The following is a 25,037-nucleotide window of genomic DNA, read 5'->3' as shown; positions in this document are numbered from 1 at the left end:
TAATCCTCCCGGAGTGAAAAGGTTATGCCCGATCCCAAGCTTGCCGAAAGAATTTTTAACGACCTTAACGAGGGCAGATTTGAGGATATAAGGGCCACGTTGTCCACCGTTCATCCGTCCGAAATAGCGGGAATCCTACAGTCACTGGAGCCCGAAGATTATCAAAAAATACTGGGGGCCCTTGATAACGATACGGCTTCGGAAGTAATTCTCGAGCTGGAACCCGAGCAAAGAGAGGAAATCCTGGGGGAACTGGACGCGGACAAGATCGCCGACATAGTCGAGGAGATGGATTCCGACGACGCCGCGGACCTGCTTGGAGAACTCCCCGAACAAACAGCGAGCAGCGTTCTTTCCAGAATGGACCCCGAGGAGCTGAAGGAAGTAGAGCCGCTGCTCAAGTACCCGGACGACTCGGCCGGCGGCATTATGCAGACCGAGCTTGTGAAGGTCAATGAAAAATTCACCGTTACAGACACAATCAACTGGATAAGGTTAATCGCGGATGAGGTCGAGGACTTCCATCTTATATTCGTTACCGATGATAACGACAGGCTGCTCGGACAGATATCCCTCAGCAAGCTGGTACTGGCTACTCCGAACTCCGGGGTGATCAATATTATGGAACCCGTTGAAGTTACGGTCCCGCCCTATATGGACCAGGAGGAAGTTGCGGATATATTCCAGAAATACGACATACTCTCGGTGCCTGTTATCGACAACAAGGGAATACTGCTGGGAAGGATTACAGCCGACGACATTCTGGACGTGCTGACCGAGGAGGCGTCAGAGGATATGCTGCAGATGGCTGGGGTAGGAGAAACGCTCCACCCCGTATACACACCCACGAGAACCCGGATAAAACTGAGAACTCCATGGCTCCTGCTGACACTCGTGGGAGAGCTATTCATAGCTTTCATCATCGTCTACGCATTCGAGCCGACTCTCCAGAAAGTGGCGATTCTGGCGGCTTTCATGCCCGCTATAATGGCTACCGGCGGGAACGTGGGGCTTCAGACAACTACTATAGTCATAAGAAGCCTCGGGATGGGAACCATAAACTTCAAGCAGATAATCAAAATTGTATTGTCGGAGGTTAAAGTCGGACTGGCTTTGGGAATAATCTGCGGGATAATTGCGGCCATAATAGGAGCGCTCATCAGTTACGGTCAGCCCGAGGTTATAAAAATCGCCGGCGCCGTTTTTATCGCTATGGTCTCGGCCACGATAGCGACTTCTTTTATCGGAGTCGCGGCGCCCTTAACCCTGCACAAACTTAAATTCGATCCCGCGGCCGCGTCAGGCCCGTTCCTCACGATGTTCAACGATATATTCGGCTCGGTGTTCTACCTCTTTATCGCGATGCTGATTTTTTGATTTTCCCTGTGACCGTAAATCTGTTGACTCTCTTAAGCTTATTATACTAATATAGTTTCATTACATATTTTTACATCCTTATAAATGAATAAAGTCGAAATCCGTCCCAGATTTACGTTGTCGGTTCCGTACGGGAAACAAGAGGCAATAAGAAGGCTAAAGAATGAACTGCAAGAGCCGGACTCCGAATGCAGGGGAAAGTTCGTCAAACCCGTTGTTGTTATCGGCGTAAGGAAAGAGGACCTGCACTTCTGGTCCCCTGAACTGGGTCTCGAATTTGAGGAGGAAGACGGTGATACAGTCATCAGATGCGTGCTCGGGCCGCGCCCGGTGGTATGGACGATGTTCGCCGCTTTTTACGGCCTCGCGGTCCTTTTAGGATTAGCTGGCCTCATCCTCGGACTCTGCCAGTGGTATCTAGGCATGAACGCATACGGATTCTGGCTCGTTCCGGCTTCGGTAGTCTTGTTAGCGGCGGCTTACGGTCTTGCTCTTGCCGGTCAGAAACTGGCGTACGATCAAATGGTCATGCTGCGGAGCTGTCTTGAGCACGCCGTCGGAACCGATTGACCCTCTTATAAACGGAGAACTTATCTCGCCATTTGCTCACAACTATCTATTCCCTTCCGGGCACAGAAGAATTGCACGCATGACAGGACCATATCATAGTTGTAAGTATCCCCCTCCTTCCAGTCGGACTTACACTTTTCAAGGATTTTCCTTCTCTCGGTTCCGTCAGGGGAAGCTTTAACCATACGTTCGACATTCTCCTTAGCCTCCGTACGGCGCCTGATACAATTCGCCATTTCTTCCTCAGAATACACTTTCGACGCGCACCACGATTTTATTTCATCGGGAGGAGCAGGTGTTCCGGATTGTCCACGCTCCAGAGTCTCGGGCCCGGCGGCGGCAATCTCGGGGGCGGCAGATCTATTCACGCCTGAAGCGGGAGCTTCGCGCTCCTTAACTCTTCCTTCCGGTATTTCCTGGCTTTCCGTCCCCCTCTGCATTATTGCCTGATTCATCTTTTCAATCTTTTCTATTCTCTCCGTTTCGTCATTCGTCTTTTCCTCTCCGGCCATATTTTCTTTCCGATTGGACTCCATGTCCTCTTTCTGTGCCAAGTCCTCACTCTCGACCTTGCTTCCGGTTTTTTCATCCGCGTCATCCACAACAGGCTCAGGGGCAGGCGGAGCTACCTCCCGCGCACCGGTCTCCCGAGGCTTGACAGGCGGAACGGCAGCTTCAGGCGTCGCAGTTTTCGACCGTGAGTACTCGGACGCGGTAGTTTCAGGAACAGTACGTTCATGCCCAGAAGATACCGGTTCGGCGGCAGTAGATGTATCCTTTTCCGTCTCCACTCGCCGGGAAATCTCGTCTATTACCTCTTCCCTTGTTTTTATATAAGCGGCTGTCTCATCCTTCTCCGAAACACCGGTCCCGGTCCCGGCACTTAGGGTCTCTTCAAAATCAGCCCCGTCTTCCACCACAGCTTGATCCTGACTTCGTGGCACTTGAGCGGTTTTCAAATTGTCGATTTCAGCATAGACCCTGCCAATTCTTCCCACAGAATCGTTTATATAATCCCCTCCGCGGCTCACCAGGCCCTCTTTCATTCCGTAATCTTCCTCGACACAGGCCTCCCCGTAAAGTATGAGCCCCGTCTCGTAATCGGCAAGGGATTGTAGAGAGTCCCGGTGTACTGATTCCATTCTCGGCGGCGCGCTCACAGTGCCCAGCTGTTTTTTGAGCGAACTGACCAATCCTCCGTAATACGCAAATTGCCCCTCGCACTCTTCGGCGGGAGACGACTGAAGCGTGAGAATCGATTCGCTCACCAGGGCTGCTATTTGTGAGAACTCGTACAGGCCGGGCGTAATGTTTTTCAAATATACCTTTTCGGCGGCGCTGTAATTATCCGCGGCTCGCGACTCCCGGATCAACTCCGGTCCGAACGGAATAAACGTCAGGATACCAGCGGATACGAGTAATAAAACGAGCCTTTTGCAGGCAGTAAAACTTGGCTTCAACATATAAAACACCCCCATAATTCAGATTCCATCACCCTCATAATCCGCGAGAAATTCAAATCATAAAATAGTATTATAAAATACGCAGTTCCATTCCCCTAGTAAAAATATCCGTCGAGTCCTGATAAATACAGCCTTATATATGAAAGAGCAATGGAATTCCCGGTTCCAATAATTCGCTAAAGACCGCTTTTTTAGTAATAATATCCGCATCATGAACAGCACAGAGGCTTTCTTGATCCGTAAAACCCTCCACGGTGACGCAGACTATATAATCACCCTCTTCACTCGGGATTTCGGGAAAATCAGGGGTTTTGCAAAAAACGCGAAAAGGAGTAAAAAGCGCTTCGGCGGAAGGCTTGAACCTTTCGTGTGCTTTCGGGTCAGATTCAGGGACAAATCGAGGGATATGCGATTCGTAGAAGATGCAGAGACAGTAAGGGTATTCCATCATCTCATGGAGAATATAGAACTCTTTCTCTGGGGCAGTTTTATACTCGAGACGGTCGACAGCCTGCTGCCCGACGAGTCTCCCGCGGAAGAGCTGTTCGAGCTTCTGGTTGAAACCCTGAGCGAACTCGACTCCGGAAAAAGTATTCTCCCGGCCGTTCTTTCATTCCAGCTGAAAGCGCTTACAATATCGGGATACGAACCCAACCTCGGAATATGCGCAGAATGCGGAAAACAGATAGAGGGGGATGCCCTGTTTAGCCTGAGTAAGGGCGGCGTAATATGCGGGGACTGCACAGGCGGAGCGCAAAACGGATTCCGTGTATCAAGGGAATTCCTGAGCGACAGAGCGACTATGGAAATACACCTCGCAAAAGTCCTAAAGTACATAAAGCTGTTTACAAAATTCACAGAATTCCATACGGAAAAGGAATTGAAATCATCAAAATTCATAGAGGAGTTAACAATATGACAAAAGTTCCCGGATTTCTGGGAAGCGGGGTTTCTTCAGGTATTAAAAAGAACGGCAGGAAAGACCTCGCTTTGATATTCTCGGAAACCCCCGCGAAGGCGGCGGGAGTCTTTACTCTGAACATAGTCAAGGCGCCCCCTGTGGTCCTCGGAATGGAACGCATCAAAAGCGGATACTGTCAGGCGGTACTCGTAAACAGCGGAGTGGCAAACGCGTTTACCGGAAAAAGGGGAATGAGGGACGCGATTGCAACCTCGCGTTACGTAGCAGAAAAACTGGGAATAGACGAGAACCTGGTCATACCCTCGTCCACAGGGCTTATAGGAGGCCCCCTCCCTACAGACAAGATAAAGAAGGCCCTGCCCGGGCTAGTCTCCGAGCTCAGGGAAGACGGATTCGTGGATACGGCAGAAGCGATAATGACAACAGACGCGTTTCCAAAATACGCATCAATAAAGCTGAAAGTCGGCGGCAAAACCGGAACTATCGCAGTAATAGGCAAGGGCGCGGGGATGATTATGCCCAATATGGCGACCATGCTGGCGTATGTGCTTACGGATATAAATGTCGGGAAGAGGGCATTGTCAAAGGCTCTCAGGAATGCCGTCCGGAACTCCTTCAATAAAATAATTGTGGACGGCGACACGTCGACTAACGACACGGTTCTGATGCTATCAAGCGGCAAGCTCGGAAACCGGGCTGTAAATGAAAGCGGGGCGGAATACAGGAAGTTCGAGCAGGCCGTCACCGAAGCATCGACCGAGGTCGCGAGGATGATAGTCAAAGACGGAGAAGGGGCTACGAAGACGGTTAAGATTGTGGTCAAAGGCGCAAATAACGAAAAAGACGCAGAGAGCATGGCGCGCACTCTTGGAACCTCACTTCTCGTGAAAAGCGCTTTTTACGGCGAAGACCCCAACTGGGGGAGGATTGTAGCCGCTGCGGGCAGAGCTGGGGTTAGCTTCAATCCCGATAAAATCGACCTATATTTCGGGGACCTGAAGGTTCTCAGCAACTCGAGGGATGTGATGGACGAGAAAAAGGCTGAGCGGGTTATGAAGAAGCCAGAATTTACGATTACGCTCGACCTCAAATCAGGCAGGGCAAGCTCCTTTGTAATCACGAGCGATATTACGTTTGAGTATCTGAAAATAAACGCTCAGTACAGAACGTAACTTTTAACCGGCAAGTAAAATAAGCTAAAGCGAGCTCTACTTTATCCGAGCGAGTAGTACTACAAAACTTCGGGAAGTTTATTTACCAGCGTCAATGCCGACGATCTCGTCTATTGACTTGATTCCGTGCCGGGACATATAGTCCGCAATCCCCATGTTTATCTTACCTGCCACACCCGGCCCTTCCCCGCGAATAGCCGTGACAAGCTGAAGCGCCTTCGCGCCCGCCCTGATTTTCTCAAGCGCGGTCCCGGCGTCCTTTATCCCCCCCACGCCTATAATATCGAGCTTATCCCCCGCCTGCCTGTATATGTGCGCAACTTGCCGGGTAGTCATCCTCCTGTACTCTTCGTCGTCTCCGCTGAGTCCGCCTATCTGATTCCTCCATCTCTCGCCGTACCTAGCCTTAAGCTCGGGAACATTGGCGGTATTGGAGGCGATAATGCCGGTAATCGAATGGTCGAGCGCAATCTCTATGATGTCGTCGATTTCCTTAAACGAGAGCTCGGGGGCGATTTTAACGAACAATGGCTTTCTCCCCCCTTCCCCGTCCATAGACTCGTTCACAGCCTGAATTATATCGTTTCCGCTCTCCCTGGCCTGGAGATTCCTGAGCCCGGGCGTATTGGGCGAGCTAATATTAATAGCGTAATAATCCGCGTATTCGTACATTCTCTTCGCCACAGCGGCGTAAGCCTCGGGGGCGTATTCCTGGTCCGCGTCCCTGTTGAGCCCTATGCTTATCCCTATCGGGACGCCTGACCCCTTGTAGCGGTCGAGATTCTTCGCCACCAGATCCATGCCGGGACTGTTGAACGCAAGCCAGTTGATAGCCACGCCGTCAGAGACCATAAAAAGACGCGGCTTCGGGTTTCCGGGCTGCCTGTACTCGAGAACGGAGCCTACCTCCACGCTCGCAAAGCCGAGGCGCCACAGCGCCAGCACCGCGCGTCCGGCCTTATCCCACCCCGCACCTACGATGAGCGGATTCTCGAACCTGACGCCGCCCAAATTAACATTGAGCCTGGGGTCGGCGAACCTCTTGTGCGTGTGCGCAAAAAATTCAACCAGTTTTAGGGTTATCGGGGAGATTTCGGCAAAGTGGAGAGACTCACGCGCCAGGTCGTGAAAAGTCTCGGAATCGAGCTTATTCAGAATGGGCCTTACAATCTCTTTATACATTGAATCTGAAAAGCAGTATGTCCCCGTCTTTTACAACGTATTCTTTTCCTTCGGACCTCATTTTGCCCGCCTCCTTGAGGGCGGCTTCGGAGCCCGCTGAAACGAAGTCGTCATACGACGCCGTTTCGGCCCTTATAAACCCCCTCTCGAAGTCGGAGTGGATAGCGCCCGCCGCCTGAGGAGCCTTGACGTTCTTTCTGAGCGTCCACGCCCTGACTTCCTTTGACCCCTGGGTAAAAAAGGTTATTAGTCCGAGTTTATCATAAGCTACCTTTATCAGCCTGTCGAGTCCCGAGGTCTCGAGCCCGAGCTCGCTTAGAAACATTTTTTTCTCTTCGTACGGGAGCTCGGCAATTTCAGACTCTATTTTAGCGGATAGGACGATTACATCCGATTCGTTCTTTTCTGCATAATCCCTTACTTTCCGTACTTCCTCGTTGCCCGCGGCGTCAGGGATATCGTCCTCGCCTACGTTGCAAACATAGAGAACGGGAATTCCGGTCAGAAGATACATCTCTTTTATAATCCTTCCGGTTTCTCCGTCCGAAGGGAAGTTCCTGACCTTGTTGCCCTCCTCCACAAATTCCCTCAGGCGTTTTACCACCTCAAGCGTTTCCTTTGTTTTTACATCCCCGCTCTTAGCCTGGGACTGAAGCCTTTCCTCGCGCCTCTCAACGGTCTCTAAATCCTTGAGCAGAAGCTCGTCCTCTATTATATGGATGTCGCGGAGAGCATCCGTAGAGCCCTCAACGTGCATTACGTTATCGTCCTCAAAGCAGCGCACAGTGTGAAGGATCAGATCAACTTCCCTTATGCTCGCGAGAAAGGCGTTCCCCCTGCCCTTCCCCTCGGACGCCCCCTTTACAAGCCCCGCTATATCGACGACTTCGAGGTAGGTCGGCGTGATTTTCTGAGGCTTTACCAGCTCCGCTATCCTGTGAAGCCTGTCGTCGGCTACCGGAATTATCCCGACGTTATCCTCAATCGTGCAAAAGGGGAAATTACCGACTTCCGCTCCCGCGTTGGTTAGCGCGTTAAAAAGGGTTGACTTTCCCACATTGGGAAGCCCTATTATTCCGCATTTCAGTCCCATAGTTTTAATATATACATTTAGCTTAGATATTGTACCGGCAAGAAAAATCTCATGATAAGCTACACTAAGAGCGGTGCGAGTCAAGAAACATGCACGGGATTCTCGAATGAACAATCAGGCAATTGCGGAAAAGGTAAACTCTTTACCATATACGCGATTTGATAAAATCGGACAAACAAGTAAATTCAATCAGAAAATTCTGACAAGCGGCGGAAGAGTCAATGAAAAGATTCAGGAAAATACTTTTAGCGTATGACGGAAGGGACAGCGCCGGCGAAGCGCTTGAGCGGGCTTTCACCCTGGCTAAACAGAACAAGGCCGGATTAACCGTAGTATACGTACTCGAGGAAATTCCCTCCAAGACAGAGGATTACATCGACAAGGTTCCGATTAAGGAATTCGAGAAGATAGCCTGTGAAGAGAAAGCCTCGGAGATCAGAGATCTGATTAAAAGCACTGAAAAAAGAATACGGGTTAAAGCCGAAGTAAAAATATTAACGGGAAAGCCCCATATCGAGATAATTAAGGAAGTGCTCAGAAACAAACACGACCTCGTTATGAAAACCGCAGAAGGAAAAGACGGAACAAGGAAAATGTTCTTCGGAGGTATCGACATCAGCCTGATGCGCAAGTGTCCATCCCCGGTCTGGATTGTCAAACCTTCCAAAGCGGATAAGTATTCGCGTATTCTGGCGGCGGTTGACCCAGACCCCTTTGACGAAAAAACCGACAGATTGAATGATCTTATAATGGATTTGGCCCTTTCATTATCAAAACTCGACGACAGCGAGCTCCACATTGTTCACGCCTGGAGCGTCTTCGGGGAAAACATTCTGCGCGGACCGCGCTTCAGAAAGACAGAGGCGGAGATGAAAAGACTGATAAAGGTTGAAAAAGGTTTTCATCAGGAATCTCTTGATAAACTCCTCAGCAGGAAAAGGATGGGAAAAACACAATACAGGGTGCACCTGCTCAAAGGGGACCCGTCTCTACTAATTCCTAAAGTCGCAAAGAAAGAGAAAATTGATCTCATCGTAATGGGCACTCTCTGCCGCACGGGGCTTCCAGGGATAATAATTGGAAACACGGCGGAATCGGTTCTGAACCAGGTGAACTGCTCGGTATTGACGGTTAAACCCGAGGGGTTTGTCTCTCCCGTAAAACTTGACGATTGATATTGAAGCTCTCAGGAACGCCCTGTATGACGGATCCTATTAAAATCTAAGGGGAGTAAGATAATTATACTTCTCAGAGACCGGTTTCGGGACAGGGGCTTTCTTCGAGATCGAACCATATACTCCGGTGATTTCTGTCGTTATTTCCGGTCAAAAAAAACAGTATGAAATGTATTTCCTCATGCCTGAGCGCTCTCAGGAATGTATCCTGATCCAGACCGTTAAGAAACGCTATCTCCTTCTGCGTCTGACAGGCCACAAGGTTATCGGGTGGAATCCCGCCGCAGGAAAGTTCCTTTCTTATGGTAATTTCATCGACAAAGGGTACTTCGATCGCGTCGAGGTCCTCAATATCGGCTCTCGATTTGCTCTCGGACTCCATACACTCGGCCTGCTCTATCCAGACTTCAATTTCAGAGTCGGTAAGCCCCCTTCTCACTACGACCTCGCCCTGTATAGGGTTTGAGCCCGAATCACCCACTTCAACGCACGATGTCAGCAATGTAAAGAATAAGCCCGCGATAACGAGATATTTCATAATTAACCTTAAAGTACGGAAACCCCGAACGGAAAACCGGAAATGAATAAGAGCAACTAGACCTGAGTACAGTAAATGAAGGAAACCATTATTCCGCGGGGCAAGATCAATATATACCAAAAGATAGCAATTTCAAATCCCGCTTTATTCTAACCTCCGAGAGCCATTCAGTTAGATTCTTTGCATCTTATGCGGCTTTACTAAAATAAAAAACCCGCACGCCTGTGGAGGACATACGGGTATATAAAAGGCCCGCTTCGTGAATAGATTAACGAAGCAGGTCAGGCTGATAAGAGCTCGGCGGCCATAGACTTTCATTTCTCTTATTTTCAACTAATATTGATCCATCATATGGTCCTGATGCTGATCCCGAGGCATATCCTGGCCAGGCTGCTGACCCTGATTCATTCCGGGCTGCTGCCGGTTCATCATTGGCTCATCTCCAGGTATCGCGGTACCCCGGTTTTCCAGTACATTTATATCCGGCAAGTTTTCAGACTGATAAACTACATTCTTAACATCAGGCGCAACACCCATCTCCTGGAAGGAAACGAGCTTGCCGTTCCTGATATCCGCACTGATATTGTATCCGGTCGTTATGGCTTTCTCCTGGGATTCGCTTACCCTGACCTGATGCTTCATTCCGTTAGGCTCGCTAATATTTATTACTCGATTGCCTACCAGAGTCACTGTTCCCTGGACGTTGCCGGATGAGTTCCGGTTATCAGGGCTCATCTGGCGGCTCTGATAATTCCCCCTGTCGGTCCCGGATTCATTCCGCTGATCCAGCATAGAATCACCACTATTATGCGGTCTATTCTTCTGCTGTATTATCTGATCGCTCTTGTGAGGGTGTGTATCGTGATAAGGCTGGTCCTGCTGCTCGTACTGTGTTTTGTTATCATCTGCGTAACCCGTAACACCGAGCCCCAAAGCTCCTGCCGTCACGACGACCGCAGCTAAAGTCATGAACTTCTTCATAATTACTACCTCCTATGTGTAAATTTAAAAGCTCCTTATTATATTGTTAGTGCAATAGGCGTGCCATATTATTGAAGAAGGATAAAGCGAGTTTTGACAGCGGATTAGACAAAAAGCCAGATGTTCGGACTATATGTAATTGTAAGAAATCGAACAGCAGCATCTGTGAATAAATCAACAATGCAGGGTTTTTTAACAGGGAAATTTTTCCGGATATTGATCAGAAAAGCACCTGCTTGTACTATGTGCTTCATATACGCGCTAACAATAGCACCGGAACACTAAAACGACTCACTCATCGACTATGTTCCTGTTCCCGGTGAGCATCTGATAGAGCCTCCTGTTGCCGTTGTGCCTGGTGAGCTGGTTCCATCTCTCAATCAGATAGTACTTGGATTCCTCGAACCTGCGGGCTCTATCCTCAAGATATAATTCGGTTTCGGCGTCGTCCATCGAGGAGACCTTGTTCACGAACGAAAGAGTGCAGGAATAATAAAGAGGGATAAGCGCCTCTAACAGCTTGTTCTTGTCAATATCCTTGTTGAAAATCGAGGCGAGCGCAAAATCAAACAAAACCTTTACCCATTCGTCAGCCTCGTAATGAAGCTGATCGGGGCTTGAATGGCTCAGCCTGTCAAGCACCTGAATATTGGAGGGCATGAGCACTTGCTGCCATATATCGCCGTAGTCCTCAAATCCGTTTATAAATGATTTATGCAGCAGATTGGTGCTGACCTTCACCTCTTCTTTTACGCCCGACTGCCCCAGACCGAATCCGTATATAACGCTGGGCCGGGATTCTTCGATATTCTTCCACACATACTCGAATGTCTTGATCGTATTGAATATAGAACCCACAACCTGTGAGAACATAGGACCTAGGTCGCTCGCAGGATCCTTGGGACGGTGAGTCTTTGAAGAGCCGAGAAAGGCCTGGCAGACCTTGAAATTACGGCTGATGGCTACAATGGTCATCCATATGTCTATTCCGAAATTACAAACGTACTCGTCCCAGGTAGGCTCAAGCATGAACGCGTTCGCAAGCCTGCCTGAAATAGCGAAATCACCCGCTATGGGCTGTCTGATGCGTAAACCGAAGAGTGTGCGTAAAAGCGGATAAGCTATGTTATTCGTAATGGTTCCGTCGTACTTATGCCTCATGTATATAGGCACCACGAAGTCATAGCCGTCCTCCAGAGGCTCGAGAAAATATCTGATCCAGCGCGGCGTGAGGCTCCTGAGGTCTGCATCCAGGAGTATTACCGCCTTTGCGCCAAGACCCGCTGAAATCTCAAGAAGATTATGAACGTTCCTGCCTTTACCTTTTTCTCCCTCCTTAGTGGAGGCATAAATTTTCGGTACTTTTGTCGGCGTGCTGAAGAACGCGTCTTTGGTTCCGTCGGGAGAGCAGTTGTCCACATTCACGATGACCGACGACTTGTGAGGGTAGTGAATCATGAGCCCCTTGCTGGCCTGCTCAACGGGAAAATATATGGAATCCGCTTCATTGTACGAAGGAATACCCACAACTATTTCGGCTGAAGTTATTCTCGACGGATTTTCAATCTCGGCTATCATCTCTTAATCCCTCCCTTCCCGACCCATAATGCCGAAACAGTGAGGTGATTCCAAGCGGATATGTTTATTACTTACATGGGGATCGGGCTTTTTCTTTTATAAGCAGATTTAGACCTTATATTTATAATAATAACCCTAAAACACTCAATAAACACATTGGAACCGGAATTTGCGGGTCAGATCAGCTAGGCGAATCACGGCGTCCGGATTTGGAATTCAGTCAATACAGGTTGTGAATATATTACAGAATACGTGCTCAAGCAAAAGAGCTTAAAGGAAATATTTATTTAAAACTTATCCCTTTATCATGTAATTTATTTTATACTCGTATCAAGACCGGTGTCCGGTCGAGCAGTCGTAAAACCACAAGGAGGATAGATACACCATGAATATTTTAACGGTTGTTAACAAAAGGGTACTCGTATCTTTACTGTCTGTATTTTTAATAACGGCGACCGTATTCTGCTCTCTCTCTGCCGAAGAAGCAAGCGCCGATACTTATACAAACAAAGAGAAAATATATCTGAAAGGGATTACGCCGATTCTCTACGAACTGTCGGAGGTAGGAAAGACCGTAACCAATACCGCTGTGGGTCTTCAGTCCGAGGCTACCGACAAGTGCTCCTACGAGTTCGGATACTATCAGGGAATAGTGGAATCCCTCAGACTGCGCCTAAGCTCGATAGCGCCCCCGCCGAGAATGATGCCCGTTCAATCGACCGCGCTTGAGGCGATAGGCGACTACTCCACAGGGCTCAAGCTCTACGCTGGGGCATGCACCGCGACCGAGAATAGGACAAAAGCCGAGACGTCGGAAAATGCACGGCTAAAACTCGTATCGGCGGACGCTAAAATCCGCAAGGTAAATGAATTAATTTCCCGGCCCGCGTCCGCACCCGCAGCCGCGCCGACATCCAAGCAAACTGCTGCCACCGTGAACAACAAAATTCAGCAGATGTGCGCAAGCAGCTGGCCTGGGGACCAGAGGATGCAGGACTACTGCACAAAGAACCAGACTGAAGCCATGGGCAGGCTAAACAGGATGGTTGAGATGTACCCGCCGGGCACTAAAGAGAGAAATGTGATGCAGGGCTGCAGCAATGTATGGAAGAAGGGGAATACATACGACTACCGCATGACACTCTACTGCATCGAAAACCAGCTCGGCAAATCGGCGACTCCTTAAAGCTTGAAGCGGTTATGTGAACCAGGGAGGTACCATGCTTGAAATTATTCCGTTCGAGGAAGGGAACATAATAGGGTTCCGGCTGAAGGGCCGTATCGAGGATGAGGAATTCGACGAGGCTCTCGGCATGATCGAGGAAAAGCTGAAGAATCACGAGAAGCTCCGCGTATATGCGGAGGTAGAAAAGGTAGGCGGCATGTCCGTAAACACGCTCATGAAAGACATACACTTTAATCTCAGGCACTGGAGGGACTTCGAGAAAGAGGCCGTTGTCTCCGACAAGGGCTGGATAGAAACCTGGGTAAAATTCGCCTCCCGGCTCTTCCCCCACATAGAGGTCAGACACTTCTCTTTCGAGGAGAAGGAAGAGGCGATGGAGTGGGTACGGGGGTGAAGAGTAGAAATTACACCTAAGCTTAAGTCCGTCGAGTATGAGAACGAAAAATTCTATAGAGGCGGGAAGAACGGCCAGTCAGGTAATTATTCCCGTCCTATAATCTGACAGTCAGCAGAAACGTATACGCTTCGTTAAATACATTTAATCACCCTAGCTATACCTAATTACTGTATAATTAACTTCTGCGCAGTATGTGTAAGTACCTACTTACATACTAAGGTATTATTTCACCGGAGGTCGGAGAAATGACGGGACAGCTAAACTGGTTTTGGGGCGGGCTTGCGCTGGGTATCGTATTCGTGCTGGCGGTGTGGGCGGTAGAGCCGATAGGAGTATCTACCCAGTTCGTGATACTTGACGGAATCATATGGAGCAAACGTACGCCGCAACTCATCAAAGAAGACCCCGGAAGAGAATCCGGCTATTCGAGCACCATTTCATACCTGAACAAGAGCGGGGGGAAATACGCCAAGAGTATAGCGAAACCCTTCAACTATAGCTTCGTATTCGTAGTGTTCATTATTGTAGGCGCTTTTCTCTCCTCCATTACGAAAGGCCCCAAAGCAACCCGGAGCGATAAAACAGCCCCCGAGGTGTGGCGGAACAGATTCGGGGACTCCCCCGCAGTGAGGTACCTGGCGGCTCTCACGGGCGGCGGCCTCGTGCTGTTCGGAGCAAGGCTCGCAGGGGGTAGCACGAGCGGGCATATGGTGAGCGGCATTATGCAGACCTCCGTAAGCGGATACCTTTTCGCTATGGCGGCTTTTGCCGTCGCGATTCCCGCGGCAATTCTGATTTACGGAAGAAAATAACCGAGGGGACAAGATGAACTTATTGTACGCGGTAATACTAGGCACGCTCTTCGGCTTCGTACTTCACAGAGTCGGAGCATCGAATCCGCAGAGGATTATAGATATGCTCAGGCTGACAGACTTTCACCTCATGAAGACGACCCTGTTCGGTATAGCCGTAGCGAGTGTGCTTCTCTTCCTCGGCGTGACGCTCGGGATCATAGACCCTTCGCACCTGTCCGTCGAGATAACCCACTGGGGCGTAGTCGCGGGGGGTCTTATAATGGGACTCGGATGGGCGGTAGGAGGCTACTGTCCGGGAACCGGTGTAGCCGCCCTCGGGGAGGGGAGAAAAGACGCCGGATTTTTTGTGATTGGAGGACTCGGCGGGGCATTTATGTACATACTTGTTCACGGGAGGGTATCGAGCACGGGGATTTTCAAATGGATACTCGCCGGTGATTCCACTATCGCTTTCACTCCCAACCCTGACTATCCCGTAATAGTTGATAGTATTCCGGGCGTTGCAACCGCTCTCGTAATCGCAGTAGTCTTCACGCTTATAGCCTGGATGCTGCCTAAAAGCTCCGGCTGATTCTTTCGGCAGTCAATCGGTCTTTGCATATCAAGGAAAGTTTAGCAATATTAATTTATATAAAGATTTTTGAAGCGTAATTCCGGTAGCAAATGGCAAAGTCCACAATTTACAGACCCTTGAGACCGGGCGAGGAGGCGGAGGTTTGCAACCTCGTGGCCCGTTCCTTTAACGAGTTCATCGCGCCCGAATTTTCAGAAGACGGAATAGAGGAGTTCTTCAGATACGCAAATCCGCGCGAGCTCGCTAAACGCTCCCTGGGCAATCATATTACTATAGTAGCAGAGACTGACGGCGCTATAGCCGGGATTATAGAGATTAGGGGAAGAAGACATATATCCATGCTGTTCGTGGATAAGGAATTTCACCGTAGAGGAATAGCGAAGGAGCTTGTCGGAACCGCGCTTGAAAGGATAGGATCAGGCAGCGGAACCCCGGAAAAGATAACCGTAAACTCCTCGACATTCGCCGTGCCGTTTTATGAGAGCCTGGGGTTCGTTCAAACGTCCGGACCGAAAACGATTCACGGGGTATTGCACATCCCGATGGCGCTAAAACTGTCCGGGGGTAATATAATAGGAAATGAAAACGCCTCCGCATAAAAAATCCACTGTCGATGAGATAAAAGAGCGTTTCGACGCAGACGTCGAGCGTTTCTCCAATCTGGATACGGGCCAGGAAGCGGTAATCGACGCCCCTCTCATGATGGAGCTTATATCCACTCTCGCAGTCGGGATAAAACCCGACGCACGGGAGCTTCTCGATATAGGCTCTGGCGCGGGAAACAATGCTATCGCGATTCTGAGACTGAAAGGAGGCATAAACTGCGACCTGGTGGACCTCAGCCTGCCGATGCTGGAGCGGGCAAAGGAGCGCCTGGGGAAAGAAAACGCGGGACGGGTCCGGATTTTCCAGGGGGATTTCAGGAAAATCGCGCTTCCCCAATCTAATTACGACCTTATAATTGCCGCGGCCGTGCTGCACCACTTGAGAGACGATGCAGACTGGGAGAACTCCTTCAAGAAAATATACGGTCTTCTAAAGCCCGGGGGCGCATTTTTCGTTAGCGACCTGGTACATCATGAACACGATGCAATCCAGGGCGCGATGCTGGAGGGGTACGCCGGGCATCTCGAACGGGTCGGCGGACCTGAATACAGCAAGAAAGTCTTCGAATATATAGACAAAGAGGACACACCGAGAAGCCTAACCTATCAGCTCGACTTGATGAAGAAGGCCGGATTCCGCGTCATGGATGTCCTCCATAAAAACTCATGCTTTGCCGCGTTTGCGGGCATAAAATGACTCATTCCGAAATCAAGATAAGACAATACACCGGCTCCGATATAGATAAACTGGCCAAAGTTTACAGGGACTCGGTATTAGAGCTCGGCAAAGGACACTATGACCCGGAGCGGCTCCGGGTCTGGGCGTCTTTTTCCGATGAGACCGGGGAGTTCGGGAATTTGCTCGAGTCGGGATATACGCTTGTCGCCGAGGCCACCGACGGCCCGTTCGCATTCGGCGCCCTTAACCCCGTTGACCACATATCCTTACTCTATACAATGAAAGGCCATTCACGAACCGGGGTTGCGACTGCGATTTACAGGGAACTCGAAGCGCACTCGCTATCGGCGGGTATAATAATACTTCGCACCGAGGCCAGCAGGGTATCAAAGCCCTTTTTTCTCAAAATGGGTTTTGAAATCGTCGAAACCGAAACGGCTTTAAGAAAAGGCCTTCGGTTCGAGCGGTTTAAAATGAAAAAGATGCTAAGCGATTGACAACTCGGCAATTTTAATAATAGTGTTGATTATGACCACGGAATCGTTTTATAATGGAATTTGAATAGCAAGAGGAGATCATCATGAAAGATTCAACAAATCAAAATTTCGCATCTTTTTTGTTCCTGATTTCTATAGGTTTATTCTTTATCATGTTTCTTTATCTGATTTTTAGTTAATGAGTAGTGAGTTTGACTGACAGGGCTTTATTTATCCGAAACCGATTTGCCGCAGCATATTTGGCTGCACCAACTTTATTTATAATCCCGTCATATCTTTAATCACAAAAGAAATTTACTGTCTTATAATCTGACACCGGACATCTGCCCTATAGCTTAAATCCCAATATCATTCGTGTATGAATTGGCATTGTTATTGCTCTAATTTTCGCGATAAGAGCAGAATACCAATACAATGGCAATCACTACAGTTTCCAGAGACAGCGCTCACAAAAGCAAACCGGAATCCGCCCGCTGCCTGCATTGCGGGGAGGAGCTTGATTCCTCGAACACGGTAGTTTCCGAATCCGGGAATTTCTGCTGCAGGGGATGTATGTCCGTCTATGAGCTTCTGCACACTCTCGGCCTGGATAATTACTACAAAATCAAAGACGCCCAGGATATCGGAAAAACGGGCGCGCCAATAGATACGGAATCAACCGAGAACTATGAATACCTGAATCAGAAAAGTTTTATCGAATTATACACGGCGGCAGAAAGCCCCCTCTCCATGAATTTCTACGTGGAGGGAATCGAGTGTGCGGCATGTTTGTGGCTGATAGAGAAAATCCCCGATTACACCCCTGAAATCGAATCCGTCTCGCTCGACATGTCCGATAATACCGCAACAGTTAATTTCACCCCCGAACGGAATTTCTCATCCTTCCCCGTAATAGCGAAGAAATTCGGTTACAGGGCTCATCCCGTAAGGATCGATGAGGAGGCGCGGGAATTAAAACGGCGGGAAAACAGAAAATCGCTCATAAGACTATCTGTAGCGGCAGTTTGCGCAGGAAATATAATGCTCCTTTCGGCGGCGGTCTATTCCGGCGCGGGGGGAGTGTTTGCGGAGAACTTTATGCTGCTCAACCTTCTTCTGTCTCTGCCCGTGGTCACATACTGCGCTTATCCCTTTTACAAGAGCGTACTGAGCTCACTCAGAATGAAACGCGCTACGGTCGATATACCGATCGTGTTCGTCATCGTGATCGGTTTCGTACTGAGCGCTTACAACTACTTTAACGGAAGCGACCAGATATATTTTGACTCGATAACCGCATTCGTGCTTCTCCTTCTCGGAAGCAGATATCTTCTTAAAACGGTACAGGACAGGGTAGTGCGAAAAGAACCGGTGAGCCGGAGCCTGTTTTCATCCAATCGGGTTCTTATATGGGATGATAAGGCTCGGCAGTTCTTTTATCAGCCCGTCGAGAATCTCAGGCCGGGGCAGAGGATAAAGCTCCACAAAGGGGAGCGCGTTCCGGCTGACGGCGAGCTTTTATCCCGAAACGCCGATCTAAACCTGTCCGTGCTTACGGGCGAGAACATTCCCGAGACAGTCAGGAGGAAAGACAGCGTATTCGCAGGCTCGATACTCGAGTCTGACGAAGCGGTTCTTAAAGTAGCCAAAACCGGGAAATCCACCAGAATCGGGAAGATACTGGATCAGGTCGAAAGCAATTACAGGGGTAAAATCGGCCTCTCGACATACAGCGACAAATACTCCACGGTCTTCACACTGATAGTGGGAATCGCCGCGGTGGCTACGTTCTTCACTATATCATATCTTTACAATACTTCCGAGGCGCTAGAAAGGGTAATCGCCTTTACGCTTATATCCTGTCCCTGCGCCTTTGTATTCGCACTGCCGCTTTCCTACGGACTGTCGCTGAAATCGGGGATGGCCAAGGGATTTCTGATTAAAGACGCCGGGAACTTCGAGAAGCTCCCGTCTGTCGAAAAAATCTTCTTCGACAAGACCGGCACGCTTACAAACGGGGTATTCAAAATCCTCAAGTGGAACTCCGGGGAGCTTTCGGAGAAAGACTATGCCGCAATCCTCGCAATAGAGAAGAAATCGAACCATCCGATAGCCCGCACCCTCACAGCTCATCTCAAGGACAACAACTACCCGCTGCCCGAAGTCAGAGATTTCAGACACATATACTCCGAAGGGATTGAAGCCGTGGCAGACGGGCACCATTACCGGTTAACGTCCGAGAATAGTGTAATCGGCCAAAACGATCTGAACGAAATTATCACTACTAAAATAGTGGTCCATAAAGACGGAAAACCGGTCTCGGAAATAGTTCTGGGGGATACGCTGAAAGAAGACGCCAAGTTCGTAATAAACGAGCTTGTGGTGAGGGGGTATAAAGTTTTCATACTTTCCGGCGACAAGGAGAATAATGTGAAGCATGTGGCCGATAAGCTTCAAATCCCATACTCACAGGCGTACTGGGAGGAAATACCCGAGGGCAAATCGAGAATAATCAGTGAAAACCGGAACTCCCTTATGATAGGGGACGGACTGAATGACGCAGGCGCGCTGTCCTCATCCGACGTGAGCGTAGCAATACAGGGGAGCGTCGAGGAAAGTCTCAAAGTATCCGACGCGTACATACTCAACAACGACCTTTTCACAATTCTGGACCTTATCGATCACGGCAATGCGACTGGCGAAACCATAAGAAGAAACACGGTTTTTTCAATAATTTATAACGTAGCTGCGGGGGGATTCGCGCTGACGGGCTTTATAACGCCTCTCGCGGCGGCGGTCCTTATGCCGCTAAGCTCGCTGCTTCTGATCGGCTCTACATTATACGGACAGACGATTCTCGATACCAAGAGAAAGGTGGCGAAGACGTGAATATAATTTTCTTGACGCTTGGAATTTCTATAGCCATGGCGTTAATTTTCCTGCTTGCCTTCATATGGGCCGCACGAAAGGGGCAGTGGGACGACCTCAAGACCCCCGGTCACAGAATGTTAATAGATGATTACGAGACCGAACCAAGAAATCAAGATTCGAAGGAGGAAAAGGATAAATGAGTCAGGACAACGGACCTAAATCCACAGTTCTGGAGAAGGTTGTTTACGACGATGAAATCGTAAAGATGTTTCTCTATGCAACAATTTTCTGGGGAGCGGCGGCGTTTATGGTCGGGCTTCTTGCAGCGCTCCAGCTGGCATTCTGGCCGGCAAATCTGGAGATCCCGTGGCTTACGTTCGGGAGGATAAGGCCTCTCCACACAAACGCTGCAATTTTCGCGTTTGCCGGAAATATAATCTTCGCGGGCATATATCACTCTACGCAGAGGCTCCTTAAAACACGTAACTACTCCGATTTTCTGAGCAAGTTCCATTTCTGGGGCTGGCAGCTTATTATCGTAGGCGCGCTGATTACACTGCCCTTAGGCTACACCATGAGTAAGGAATACGCTGAGCTTGAGTGGCCGCTCGATGTGGCAATCGCGGTCGTCTGGGTAGTCTTCGCCGCTAATTTTTTCGGAACAATCGCCATACGAAGAGTAAAGCATCTGTACGTAGCGATATGGTTTTACATAGCCACGATTATTACGGTGGCCTTGCTCCATATAGTGAACTCGATCGAAATACCGGTCGCGTTTCTTAAAAGCTATCCTGTGTACGCCGGAGTACAGGACGCTCTCGTTCAGTGGTGGTACGGCCATAACGCCGTCGCTTTTTTCCTCACGACGCCGTTTCTGGGACTGATGTACTACTACGTGCCCAAAGCAGCCAACAGGCCTATTTACAGCTATAAGCTCTCAATCATCCATTTCTGGTCCCTCGTTTTCATATACATATGGGCGGGGCCTCACCATCTTTTGAATACCGCGCTTCCCGACTGGGCGCAGACCCTCGGCATGATTTTCAGCGTAATGCTCTGGGCGCCGAGCTGGGGCGGCATGATTAACGGCCTTCTCACGCTCAGGGGAGCATGGCACAAGCTCCGCACGGACCCGATTATTAAATTCCTGGCCGTGGCAGTGACTTTTTACGGTATGTCCACCTTCGAAGGCCCTTTACTGTCGATAAAATCGGTCAGCTCCCTCGCCCACTATACCGACTGGATAATCGGCCATGTGCACGGCGGCACACTCGGATGGAACGGGTTCCTTACCTTCGGAATAATCTACTACCTGGTGCCGAAGCTCTGGAATACGAAGATGCGGAGCCAGAGACTCATGAACTGGCATTTCTGGATAGGATTTCTCGGAATTCTTCTGTACTACATCTCGATGTGGGCAAGCGGCATTACTCAGGGGCTCATGTGGCAGGCAATAGGCGAGAACGGACAGCTCGTATATCCCGACTTTGTTGAAACGGTGATGAGAATAGTGCCTCTTTACTGGGTCAGGTTCGCAGGCGGCGCGCTTTTCCTCACGGGCTTCCTCATGCTCATATACAACGTATGGGTAACCATTAAACACGCGCCCAGGGAGAAAAAAGTCACCGTAGTTGAAGCCGCCCCGCTTTCAGCCGACCCGACGGCGGTCGGTAGCGGCCACAGAAAACTTGAGGCGCTTAGCCTCGTTTTCACCGTGCTTCTTTTCATATCAATCGCGGTGGGTTCCGTAATCGAAATAATACCCACTCTCTCGATCTACAAGTATCTCCCGTCGGCTGAAAAAACGGAGCCGTACACGCCGCTTGAGCTCGCGGGAAGGGATATTTACATCAGGGAGGGGTGCTACGTGTGCCACTCGCAGATGATAAGGAAGCTCCCGTTCGATGTGCTCAGGTACGGTCCAAGCTCCACTATAGCGGAATCGATGTATGACAGGCCCTTTCAATGGGGCTCAAAAAGAACGGGGCCGGACATTGCCAGGGTCGGAGGTAAATATCCGGATATGTGGCATCTCCGCCATATGATAAACCCAAGGGAAATTACGCCCAATTCCATCATGCCCTCTTACCCGTGGCTCGCGGCAAATAAAATCGATTATCACATACTGAGAAAGAAATTCAGCGTGATGAAAATGCTGGGTGTGCCTTACGACGACCGGGAGGTTTCAGACGCCGACATAAACGCGGAAAAGGAGGCTGCCCGAATATACGAGGAGCTGCTCAGCCAGGACCCCTCACTTACTTTGATAAAGGACACCGAGGTCGTCGCGCTTATCGCTTATTTGCAGAGCCTCGGCAAAAAGACCGCTACCGAGGAGGTAACGACATCAAACAGGTAGCTCTATCGTATTTTCAGAATGCGGAAATAGTGATAATAGCCCTGATTATCTTTTTAACGGCATTTGTCGTTCTTGTGATATGGGCTCTCAAGAGACCGAAAGAGGAGATTCATGAAATGGAGATGCTACCCCTCGAAGATGAGGGTGAGCCAAAAAAGGAGGAAAATCAATGACCGAAAAAGACGAATTAATTAAAGATCATGAGTACGACGGGATAAGAGAGCTTAATAATCCCCTCCCCGGCTGGTGGCTTGCGACCTTTTATATAACCATAATTTTCGCGGTTATCTATTTCGTCTATTATCAGTTTATGGGGGGACCGACGCTGGACGAGGAGCTGGCGAGCGAGATGAGTGTTATAAGGGAGGAGCAGCAGGAGGCCCTCGGGTCCGCCCGGGAAAAAACCGAAGAGGACCTGGTCGCTCTGGTTACAAACCGGGAAGTTACCGAGCAGGGGAAGGCGGAATTCATGGCCAAATGCATGCCCTGCCACGGGGATAAGGGGCAGGGACTTATCGGGCCTAACCTGACGGATGAGTACTGGATACACGGAGACGGATCTATATCGTCCATACTTACCGTCGTGAACGAGGGTGTGCCCGACAAGGGTATGCCTCCGTGGAAAGGCGTCATACCCGCGGACGTAATAGAGAGCACCGCGGTTTACGTACATGGTTTGCAGGGGACCGATCCCCCCGGGGCGAAAGCTCCTCAGGGAGAGAAGATAGAGCGCAAATGAAAGTACTGGATCAGAGACAACTGCCTGATGAACGCCCGGCTACAATGGACGAGACCGGCAAGCGTGTTTTTATATTCCCTGAGCGGGTAAAGGGTTTCTGGAGACAAGCAAGAACGGTAACCGAGATTTTTCTGGTTATCTTTTTCCTCCTTCTTCCGTGGATCAAAATCGGGGGACATCAAGCCCTGCTCCTCAATATCGGAGAAAGAAAATTTTCTATATTCGGTCTCACTTTTTTCGCGCATGACGCCCCTCTCATATTTTTTATACTGGCGTTTCTGACAATAGGGCTTGCGTTCATAACCGCCGTGTGGGGAAGGGTATGGTGCGGATGGGCGTGCCCTCAGACTGTTTTTATAGACGGTATATTCAGAAGGCTTGAGTACTGGATTATCGGGAGCCACATCCAGCAGCGTAACCTCGCAAGGGCGCCCTGGGGAATAAAAAAATTCTTTAAACTCTCTGTGCTCTGGTCCCTCTTTCTTATAGTGAGCCTGATTATCGCTCACAGCTTTCTCGCCTATTTTGTAGGCGCCGACAGGCTTGTGGAAATGACCCGGCACAACCCGCAGCAGAACTGGACCATCTTTGTCATAATGGCCTTTCTGACAGCGGTTTTTCTGTTCGACTTCGGCTGGTTCAGGGAGCAGTTCTGCATCATAATGTGCCCGTACGGCAGGTTCCAGTCGGTGCTCATGGACGACGATTCGCTTACGGTTTCATACGACCCGGTCAGGGGCGAGCCCCGGAGGGGGAAAACCGGGCACGGTGAGGCCGAGGGCGACTGTATAAATTGTTATAAGTGCGTGTCGGTATGTCCCACGGGGATTGACATAAGAAACGGCCTTCAGCTCGAGTGCATAGGCTGCACCGCCTGTATAGACGCCTGTGATGAGGTAATGGAAAAGATCGACAAGCCGAAGGGGTTGATCAGATACGCAACGGGAAACAGCCTCGAGAGATTGACCACGAAATGGTTCAGACCGAGAGTAGCGATATATACCGTGCTGCTCGCCGCCGTAATGGCGGCTCTCGTTTTTTCCGTATCGAAGCGTGAGGATATAATCATCACCGTTCTAAGAGGCAAGGATTCTCCCTTTCAGGTGATTAAAAACGAGCAGGGCGAGCAAATAATAAACCACTTTAAAATGCACATGAAAAATCAGACTTTTGACAATGTAAGCCTCAAGATGACGCTGCCTCAGGAATGGAAGAAAAAAAACGTCGAGATCGTTTCGCAGAACGAGATAATTAATCTTGAGGCGGGAAAGGACGCTACTGTCCACTTTTTCGTAAAGTTTCCTCAAGATGTTACGGGCAGTCAGGGGACACGGTCAATAAGACTCAATTTCATTGACCCTAAGGACAATACAATTAAAACGGGCGAGGACGTAAAACTTGTCGGACCCAGGTTTATTTAATGATTTAATAGCGCAGTGGTCCTTTTTATCGGTGCCGCTGGGTGTTTTTATAGCGAGCCTGCTCGGGAGCTCGCACTGTGTTACGATGTGCGGGCCCATAGCCGTTACGGTGAACAATAATTTCGGCTACCTGAGCCTCTATCACCTAGGGCGGCTGTTTAGCTACCTGGCGCTCGGCGCACTTGCGGGACTCCTGGGGGAAGCTTTTCTCTCAAATAACTACCCCGTTGTAGCTACATTTTCTGCAATAATAATATCGGCATTCCTTATCTATACAGGCTATAAGCTTATTACGGGAAAGCCGCTTGAGTTGATACCGGCGAAGTTCATCTCTTCACTCCTCCGGCTCCCGGCAAAATGGTCCTTAACGCAGAGCAAGCCAACGGCGTCCCTTACACTCGGAATTGTAAACGGATTCATCCCCTGCGGCTGGGTCTACATATTCGTAATAGGGTCGGTAGCGACAAAAAGCCCGCTCTACGGAGCGGCGGTACTCTTCATATTCTGGCTCGGAACAGTACCCGCCTTATCCGCATTCCCTTTTATATACAAGAAGGGCATGCGGAGAGCGCCGAGGAGACTGACAGTTGTAGCGGGGATAATCTTAATTCTTGTGGGGCTGGTTAATTTCTCCATTCACTTCATCCCTTCAACGAGCGATAAACACGCTCATCATACACATCAGACCAGATAGGCACACACATAGTGTGTTTTAATGATTCATCCTGAGCTCTTCTGCCTCAAAGAATATTGTTTACCAGTTAGCTGCTGATTTCTCATTTCCTCCAGGTATAACCTGTATGGTCATAAGAAGTTTTCATGGGAATGCTAAATGAAATCCGCTGCTCAGTCCCCCGCTATTCC

At 49.6% G+C, this 25,037-nt stretch carries 25 protein-coding genes; 19 read left to right on the top strand and 6 right to left on the bottom strand.

The annotated features are described in order from the left end of the window. The first annotated feature begins 24 nt into the window (after nt 1–24). Nucleotides 25–1,377 carry a magnesium transporter gene (mgtE, locus tag RIG61_04875; GenBank protein ID MEQ9618488.1) on the top strand — a complete coding sequence of 451 codons (1,353 nt, stop codon included), beginning with the start codon at nt 25–27 and terminating at the stop codon, nt 1,375–1,377. A gap of 84 nt (nt 1,378–1,461) precedes the next feature. Beyond that, nucleotides 1,462–1,947, top strand: coding sequence for a hypothetical protein (locus RIG61_04870; protein MEQ9618487.1), 486 nt, complete (start codon nt 1,462–1,464; stop codon nt 1,945–1,947). 20 nt (nt 1,948–1,967) lie between these two features. Here the strand turns inward: RIG61_04870 and RIG61_04865 are convergent, their stop codons facing one another. After that, nucleotides 1,968–3,410, bottom strand: a complete 1,443-nt coding sequence (locus tag RIG61_04865) for a hypothetical protein (protein ID MEQ9618486.1) — start codon at nt 3,408–3,410, stop codon at nt 1,968–1,970. Nucleotides 3,411–3,621: 211 nt separating this feature from the next. On the opposite strand from RIG61_04865, the gene recO reads away from it, so the two are divergent. Together recO and argJ are read left to right on the top strand one after the other, a co-directional pair. Beyond that, complete coding sequence (gene recO / locus RIG61_04860; GenBank protein MEQ9618485.1) at nt 3,622–4,329, top strand: DNA repair protein RecO; 708 nt, start codon at nt 3,622–3,624, stop codon at nt 4,327–4,329. Then, nucleotides 4,326–5,504 (top strand): bifunctional glutamate N-acetyltransferase/amino-acid acetyltransferase ArgJ, encoded by a 1,179-nt coding sequence (gene argJ, locus RIG61_04855; GenBank protein ID MEQ9618484.1) that lies wholly within the window; start codon nt 4,326–4,328, stop codon nt 5,502–5,504. The genes recO and argJ overlap by 4 nt, the downstream gene beginning before the upstream one ends. 78 nt (nt 5,505–5,582) lie before the next feature. On the opposite strand, the gene RIG61_04850 is transcribed toward argJ, so the two are convergent. Both RIG61_04850 and ychF read right to left on the bottom strand, forming a co-directional pair. After that, nucleotides 5,583–6,686: a quinone-dependent dihydroorotate dehydrogenase gene (locus tag RIG61_04850; GenBank protein ID MEQ9618483.1), complete on the bottom strand. Its 1,104-nt coding sequence runs from the start codon at nt 6,684–6,686 to the stop codon at nt 5,583–5,585. Next, nucleotides 6,679–7,779, bottom strand: a complete 1,101-nt coding sequence (gene ychF, locus RIG61_04845) for a redox-regulated ATPase YchF (protein ID MEQ9618482.1) — start codon at nt 7,777–7,779, stop codon at nt 6,679–6,681. The genes RIG61_04850 and ychF overlap by 8 nt, the downstream gene beginning before the upstream one ends. 221 nt (nt 7,780–8,000) lie before the next feature. On the opposite strand from ychF, the gene RIG61_04840 reads away from it, so the two are divergent. Continuing rightward, the gene (locus RIG61_04840) at nt 8,001–8,954 is read left to right on the top strand and encodes a universal stress protein (GenBank protein MEQ9618481.1); all 954 of its coding nucleotides are present in this window, start codon (nt 8,001–8,003) and stop codon (nt 8,952–8,954) included. Nucleotides 8,955–9,027: 73 nt separating this feature from the next. On the opposite strand, the gene RIG61_04835 is transcribed toward RIG61_04840, so the two are convergent. From RIG61_04835 to RIG61_04825, 3 genes are all read right to left on the bottom strand, one after another. Continuing rightward, complete coding sequence (locus RIG61_04835) at nt 9,028–9,492, bottom strand: hypothetical protein (protein MEQ9618480.1); 465 nt, start codon at nt 9,490–9,492, stop codon at nt 9,028–9,030. A 333-nt stretch (nt 9,493–9,825) separates the two neighbouring features. Beyond that, entirely contained in the window at nt 9,826–10,473 is a 648-nt protein-coding gene (locus RIG61_04830) for a hypothetical protein (GenBank protein ID MEQ9618479.1), read from the bottom strand. 291 nt (nt 10,474–10,764) lie between these two features. Further along, complete coding sequence (locus RIG61_04825) at nt 10,765–12,051, bottom strand: glycosyltransferase (GenBank protein MEQ9618478.1); 1,287 nt, start codon at nt 12,049–12,051, stop codon at nt 10,765–10,767. 385 nt (nt 12,052–12,436) lie between these two features. Between RIG61_04825 and RIG61_04820 the strand changes: the two genes are divergently transcribed. The 14 genes from RIG61_04820 (at nt 12,437) to RIG61_04755 (ending at nt 24,867) form a co-directional block, all read left to right on the top strand. Continuing rightward, a complete protein-coding gene (locus tag RIG61_04820; protein ID MEQ9618477.1) occupies nt 12,437–13,237 on the top strand; it encodes a hypothetical protein in 801 nt (266 codons plus the stop codon). A gap of 34 nt (nt 13,238–13,271) precedes the next feature. Then, on the top strand, nt 13,272–13,631 hold the full coding sequence (locus tag RIG61_04815) for an STAS/SEC14 domain-containing protein (protein MEQ9618476.1): 360 nt from the start codon (nt 13,272–13,274) through the stop codon (nt 13,629–13,631). A gap of 248 nt (nt 13,632–13,879) precedes the next feature. Beyond that, a complete protein-coding gene (locus RIG61_04810; protein MEQ9618475.1) occupies nt 13,880–14,446 on the top strand; it encodes a YeeE/YedE thiosulfate transporter family protein in 567 nt (188 codons plus the stop codon). A 13-nt stretch (nt 14,447–14,459) separates the two neighbouring features. Then, the gene (locus tag RIG61_04805; GenBank protein MEQ9618474.1) at nt 14,460–15,020 is read left to right on the top strand and encodes a YeeE/YedE thiosulfate transporter family protein; all 561 of its coding nucleotides are present in this window, start codon (nt 14,460–14,462) and stop codon (nt 15,018–15,020) included. Nucleotides 15,021–15,112: 92 nt separating this feature from the next. Next, a complete protein-coding gene (locus RIG61_04800) occupies nt 15,113–15,622 on the top strand; it encodes a GNAT family N-acetyltransferase (protein MEQ9618473.1) in 510 nt (169 codons plus the stop codon). Further along, a complete protein-coding gene (locus RIG61_04795; GenBank protein MEQ9618472.1) occupies nt 15,603–16,325 on the top strand; it encodes a methyltransferase domain-containing protein in 723 nt (240 codons plus the stop codon). Before RIG61_04800 ends, RIG61_04795 begins: the two co-directional genes overlap by 20 nt. Then, complete coding sequence (locus RIG61_04790) at nt 16,322–16,804, top strand: GNAT family N-acetyltransferase (protein ID MEQ9618471.1); 483 nt, start codon at nt 16,322–16,324, stop codon at nt 16,802–16,804. Before RIG61_04795 ends, RIG61_04790 begins: the two co-directional genes overlap by 4 nt. 414 nt (nt 16,805–17,218) lie before the next feature. Further along, nucleotides 17,219–19,672: a heavy metal translocating P-type ATPase metal-binding domain-containing protein gene (locus tag RIG61_04785; protein MEQ9618470.1), complete on the top strand. Its 2,454-nt coding sequence runs from the start codon at nt 17,219–17,221 to the stop codon at nt 19,670–19,672. After that, nucleotides 19,669–19,854, top strand: a complete 186-nt coding sequence (ccoS, locus tag RIG61_04780; protein ID MEQ9618469.1) for a cbb3-type cytochrome oxidase assembly protein CcoS — start codon at nt 19,669–19,671, stop codon at nt 19,852–19,854. The genes RIG61_04785 and ccoS overlap by 4 nt, the downstream gene beginning before the upstream one ends. Then, nucleotides 19,851–22,013: a cytochrome-c oxidase, cbb3-type subunit I gene (gene ccoN / locus RIG61_04775; protein MEQ9618468.1), complete on the top strand. Its 2,163-nt coding sequence runs from the start codon at nt 19,851–19,853 to the stop codon at nt 22,011–22,013. The genes ccoS and ccoN overlap by 4 nt, the downstream gene beginning before the upstream one ends. Before the next feature lie 29 nt (nt 22,014–22,042). Continuing rightward, nucleotides 22,043–22,186: a CcoQ/FixQ family Cbb3-type cytochrome c oxidase assembly chaperone gene (locus tag RIG61_04770; GenBank protein ID MEQ9618467.1), complete on the top strand. Its 144-nt coding sequence runs from the start codon at nt 22,043–22,045 to the stop codon at nt 22,184–22,186. Then, nucleotides 22,183–22,752, top strand: a complete 570-nt coding sequence (locus RIG61_04765) for a cbb3-type cytochrome c oxidase N-terminal domain-containing protein (protein ID MEQ9618466.1) — start codon at nt 22,183–22,185, stop codon at nt 22,750–22,752. The genes RIG61_04770 and RIG61_04765 overlap by 4 nt, the downstream gene beginning before the upstream one ends. Continuing rightward, entirely contained in the window at nt 22,749–24,173 is a 1,425-nt protein-coding gene (gene ccoG / locus RIG61_04760; protein MEQ9618465.1) for a cytochrome c oxidase accessory protein CcoG, read from the top strand. The genes RIG61_04765 and ccoG overlap by 4 nt, the downstream gene beginning before the upstream one ends. Continuing rightward, a complete protein-coding gene (locus RIG61_04755; protein MEQ9618464.1) occupies nt 24,151–24,867 on the top strand; it encodes a sulfite exporter TauE/SafE family protein in 717 nt (238 codons plus the stop codon). Before ccoG ends, RIG61_04755 begins: the two co-directional genes overlap by 23 nt. The last annotated feature ends 170 nt before the right edge of the window (nt 24,868–25,037 follow it).

The sequence above is a fragment of the Deltaproteobacteria bacterium genome (assembly GCA_040223695.1).
In the GTDB taxonomy this organism is placed as follows: Bacteria; Desulfobacterota_D; UBA1144; order Nemesobacterales; family UBA2774; genus JAVKFU01.
Note: the sequence above shows the minus strand (reverse complement) of the source record. Positions and strands in the feature narration are given on the sequence as shown.

Coding starts and splice junctions, on each gene's coding strand:
- RIG61_04790 (MEQ9618471.1), top strand. CDS start 16,322: ATGACTCATTCCGAAATCAAGATAAGACAATACACCGGCTCCGATATA.
- RIG61_04765 (MEQ9618466.1), top strand. CDS start 22,183: ATGACCGAAAAAGACGAATTAATTAAAGATCATGAGTACGACGGGATA.
- recO (MEQ9618485.1), top strand. CDS start 3,622: ATGAACAGCACAGAGGCTTTCTTGATCCGTAAAACCCTCCACGGTGAC.
- RIG61_04840 (MEQ9618481.1), top strand. CDS start 8,001: ATGAAAAGATTCAGGAAAATACTTTTAGCGTATGACGGAAGGGACAGC.
- argJ (MEQ9618484.1), top strand. CDS start 4,326: ATGACAAAAGTTCCCGGATTTCTGGGAAGCGGGGTTTCTTCAGGTATT.
- RIG61_04870 (MEQ9618487.1), top strand. CDS start 1,462: ATGAATAAAGTCGAAATCCGTCCCAGATTTACGTTGTCGGTTCCGTAC.
- RIG61_04835 (MEQ9618480.1), bottom strand. CDS start 9,492: ATGAAATATCTCGTTATCGCGGGCTTATTCTTTACATTGCTGACATCG.
- RIG61_04850 (MEQ9618483.1), bottom strand. CDS start 6,686: ATGTATAAAGAGATTGTAAGGCCCATTCTGAATAAGCTCGATTCCGAG.
- ccoG (MEQ9618465.1), top strand. CDS start 22,749: ATGAAAGTACTGGATCAGAGACAACTGCCTGATGAACGCCCGGCTACA.
- mgtE (MEQ9618488.1), top strand. CDS start 25: ATGCCCGATCCCAAGCTTGCCGAAAGAATTTTTAACGACCTTAACGAG.
- RIG61_04820 (MEQ9618477.1), top strand. CDS start 12,437: ATGAATATTTTAACGGTTGTTAACAAAAGGGTACTCGTATCTTTACTG.
- RIG61_04795 (MEQ9618472.1), top strand. CDS start 15,603: ATGAAAACGCCTCCGCATAAAAAATCCACTGTCGATGAGATAAAAGAG.
- RIG61_04810 (MEQ9618475.1), top strand. CDS start 13,880: ATGACGGGACAGCTAAACTGGTTTTGGGGCGGGCTTGCGCTGGGTATC.
- RIG61_04800 (MEQ9618473.1), top strand. CDS start 15,113: ATGGCAAAGTCCACAATTTACAGACCCTTGAGACCGGGCGAGGAGGCG.
- RIG61_04830 (MEQ9618479.1), bottom strand. CDS start 10,473: ATGAAGAAGTTCATGACTTTAGCTGCGGTCGTCGTGACGGCAGGAGCT.
- ccoN (MEQ9618468.1), top strand. CDS start 19,851: ATGAGTCAGGACAACGGACCTAAATCCACAGTTCTGGAGAAGGTTGTT.
- RIG61_04865 (MEQ9618486.1), bottom strand. CDS start 3,410: ATGTTGAAGCCAAGTTTTACTGCCTGCAAAAGGCTCGTTTTATTACTC.
- RIG61_04805 (MEQ9618474.1), top strand. CDS start 14,460: ATGAACTTATTGTACGCGGTAATACTAGGCACGCTCTTCGGCTTCGTA.
- RIG61_04825 (MEQ9618478.1), bottom strand. CDS start 12,051: ATGATAGCCGAGATTGAAAATCCGTCGAGAATAACTTCAGCCGAAATA.
- ychF (MEQ9618482.1), bottom strand. CDS start 7,779: ATGGGACTGAAATGCGGAATAATAGGGCTTCCCAATGTGGGAAAGTCA.
- RIG61_04815 (MEQ9618476.1), top strand. CDS start 13,272: ATGCTTGAAATTATTCCGTTCGAGGAAGGGAACATAATAGGGTTCCGG.
- RIG61_04785 (MEQ9618470.1), top strand. CDS start 17,219: ATGGCAATCACTACAGTTTCCAGAGACAGCGCTCACAAAAGCAAACCG.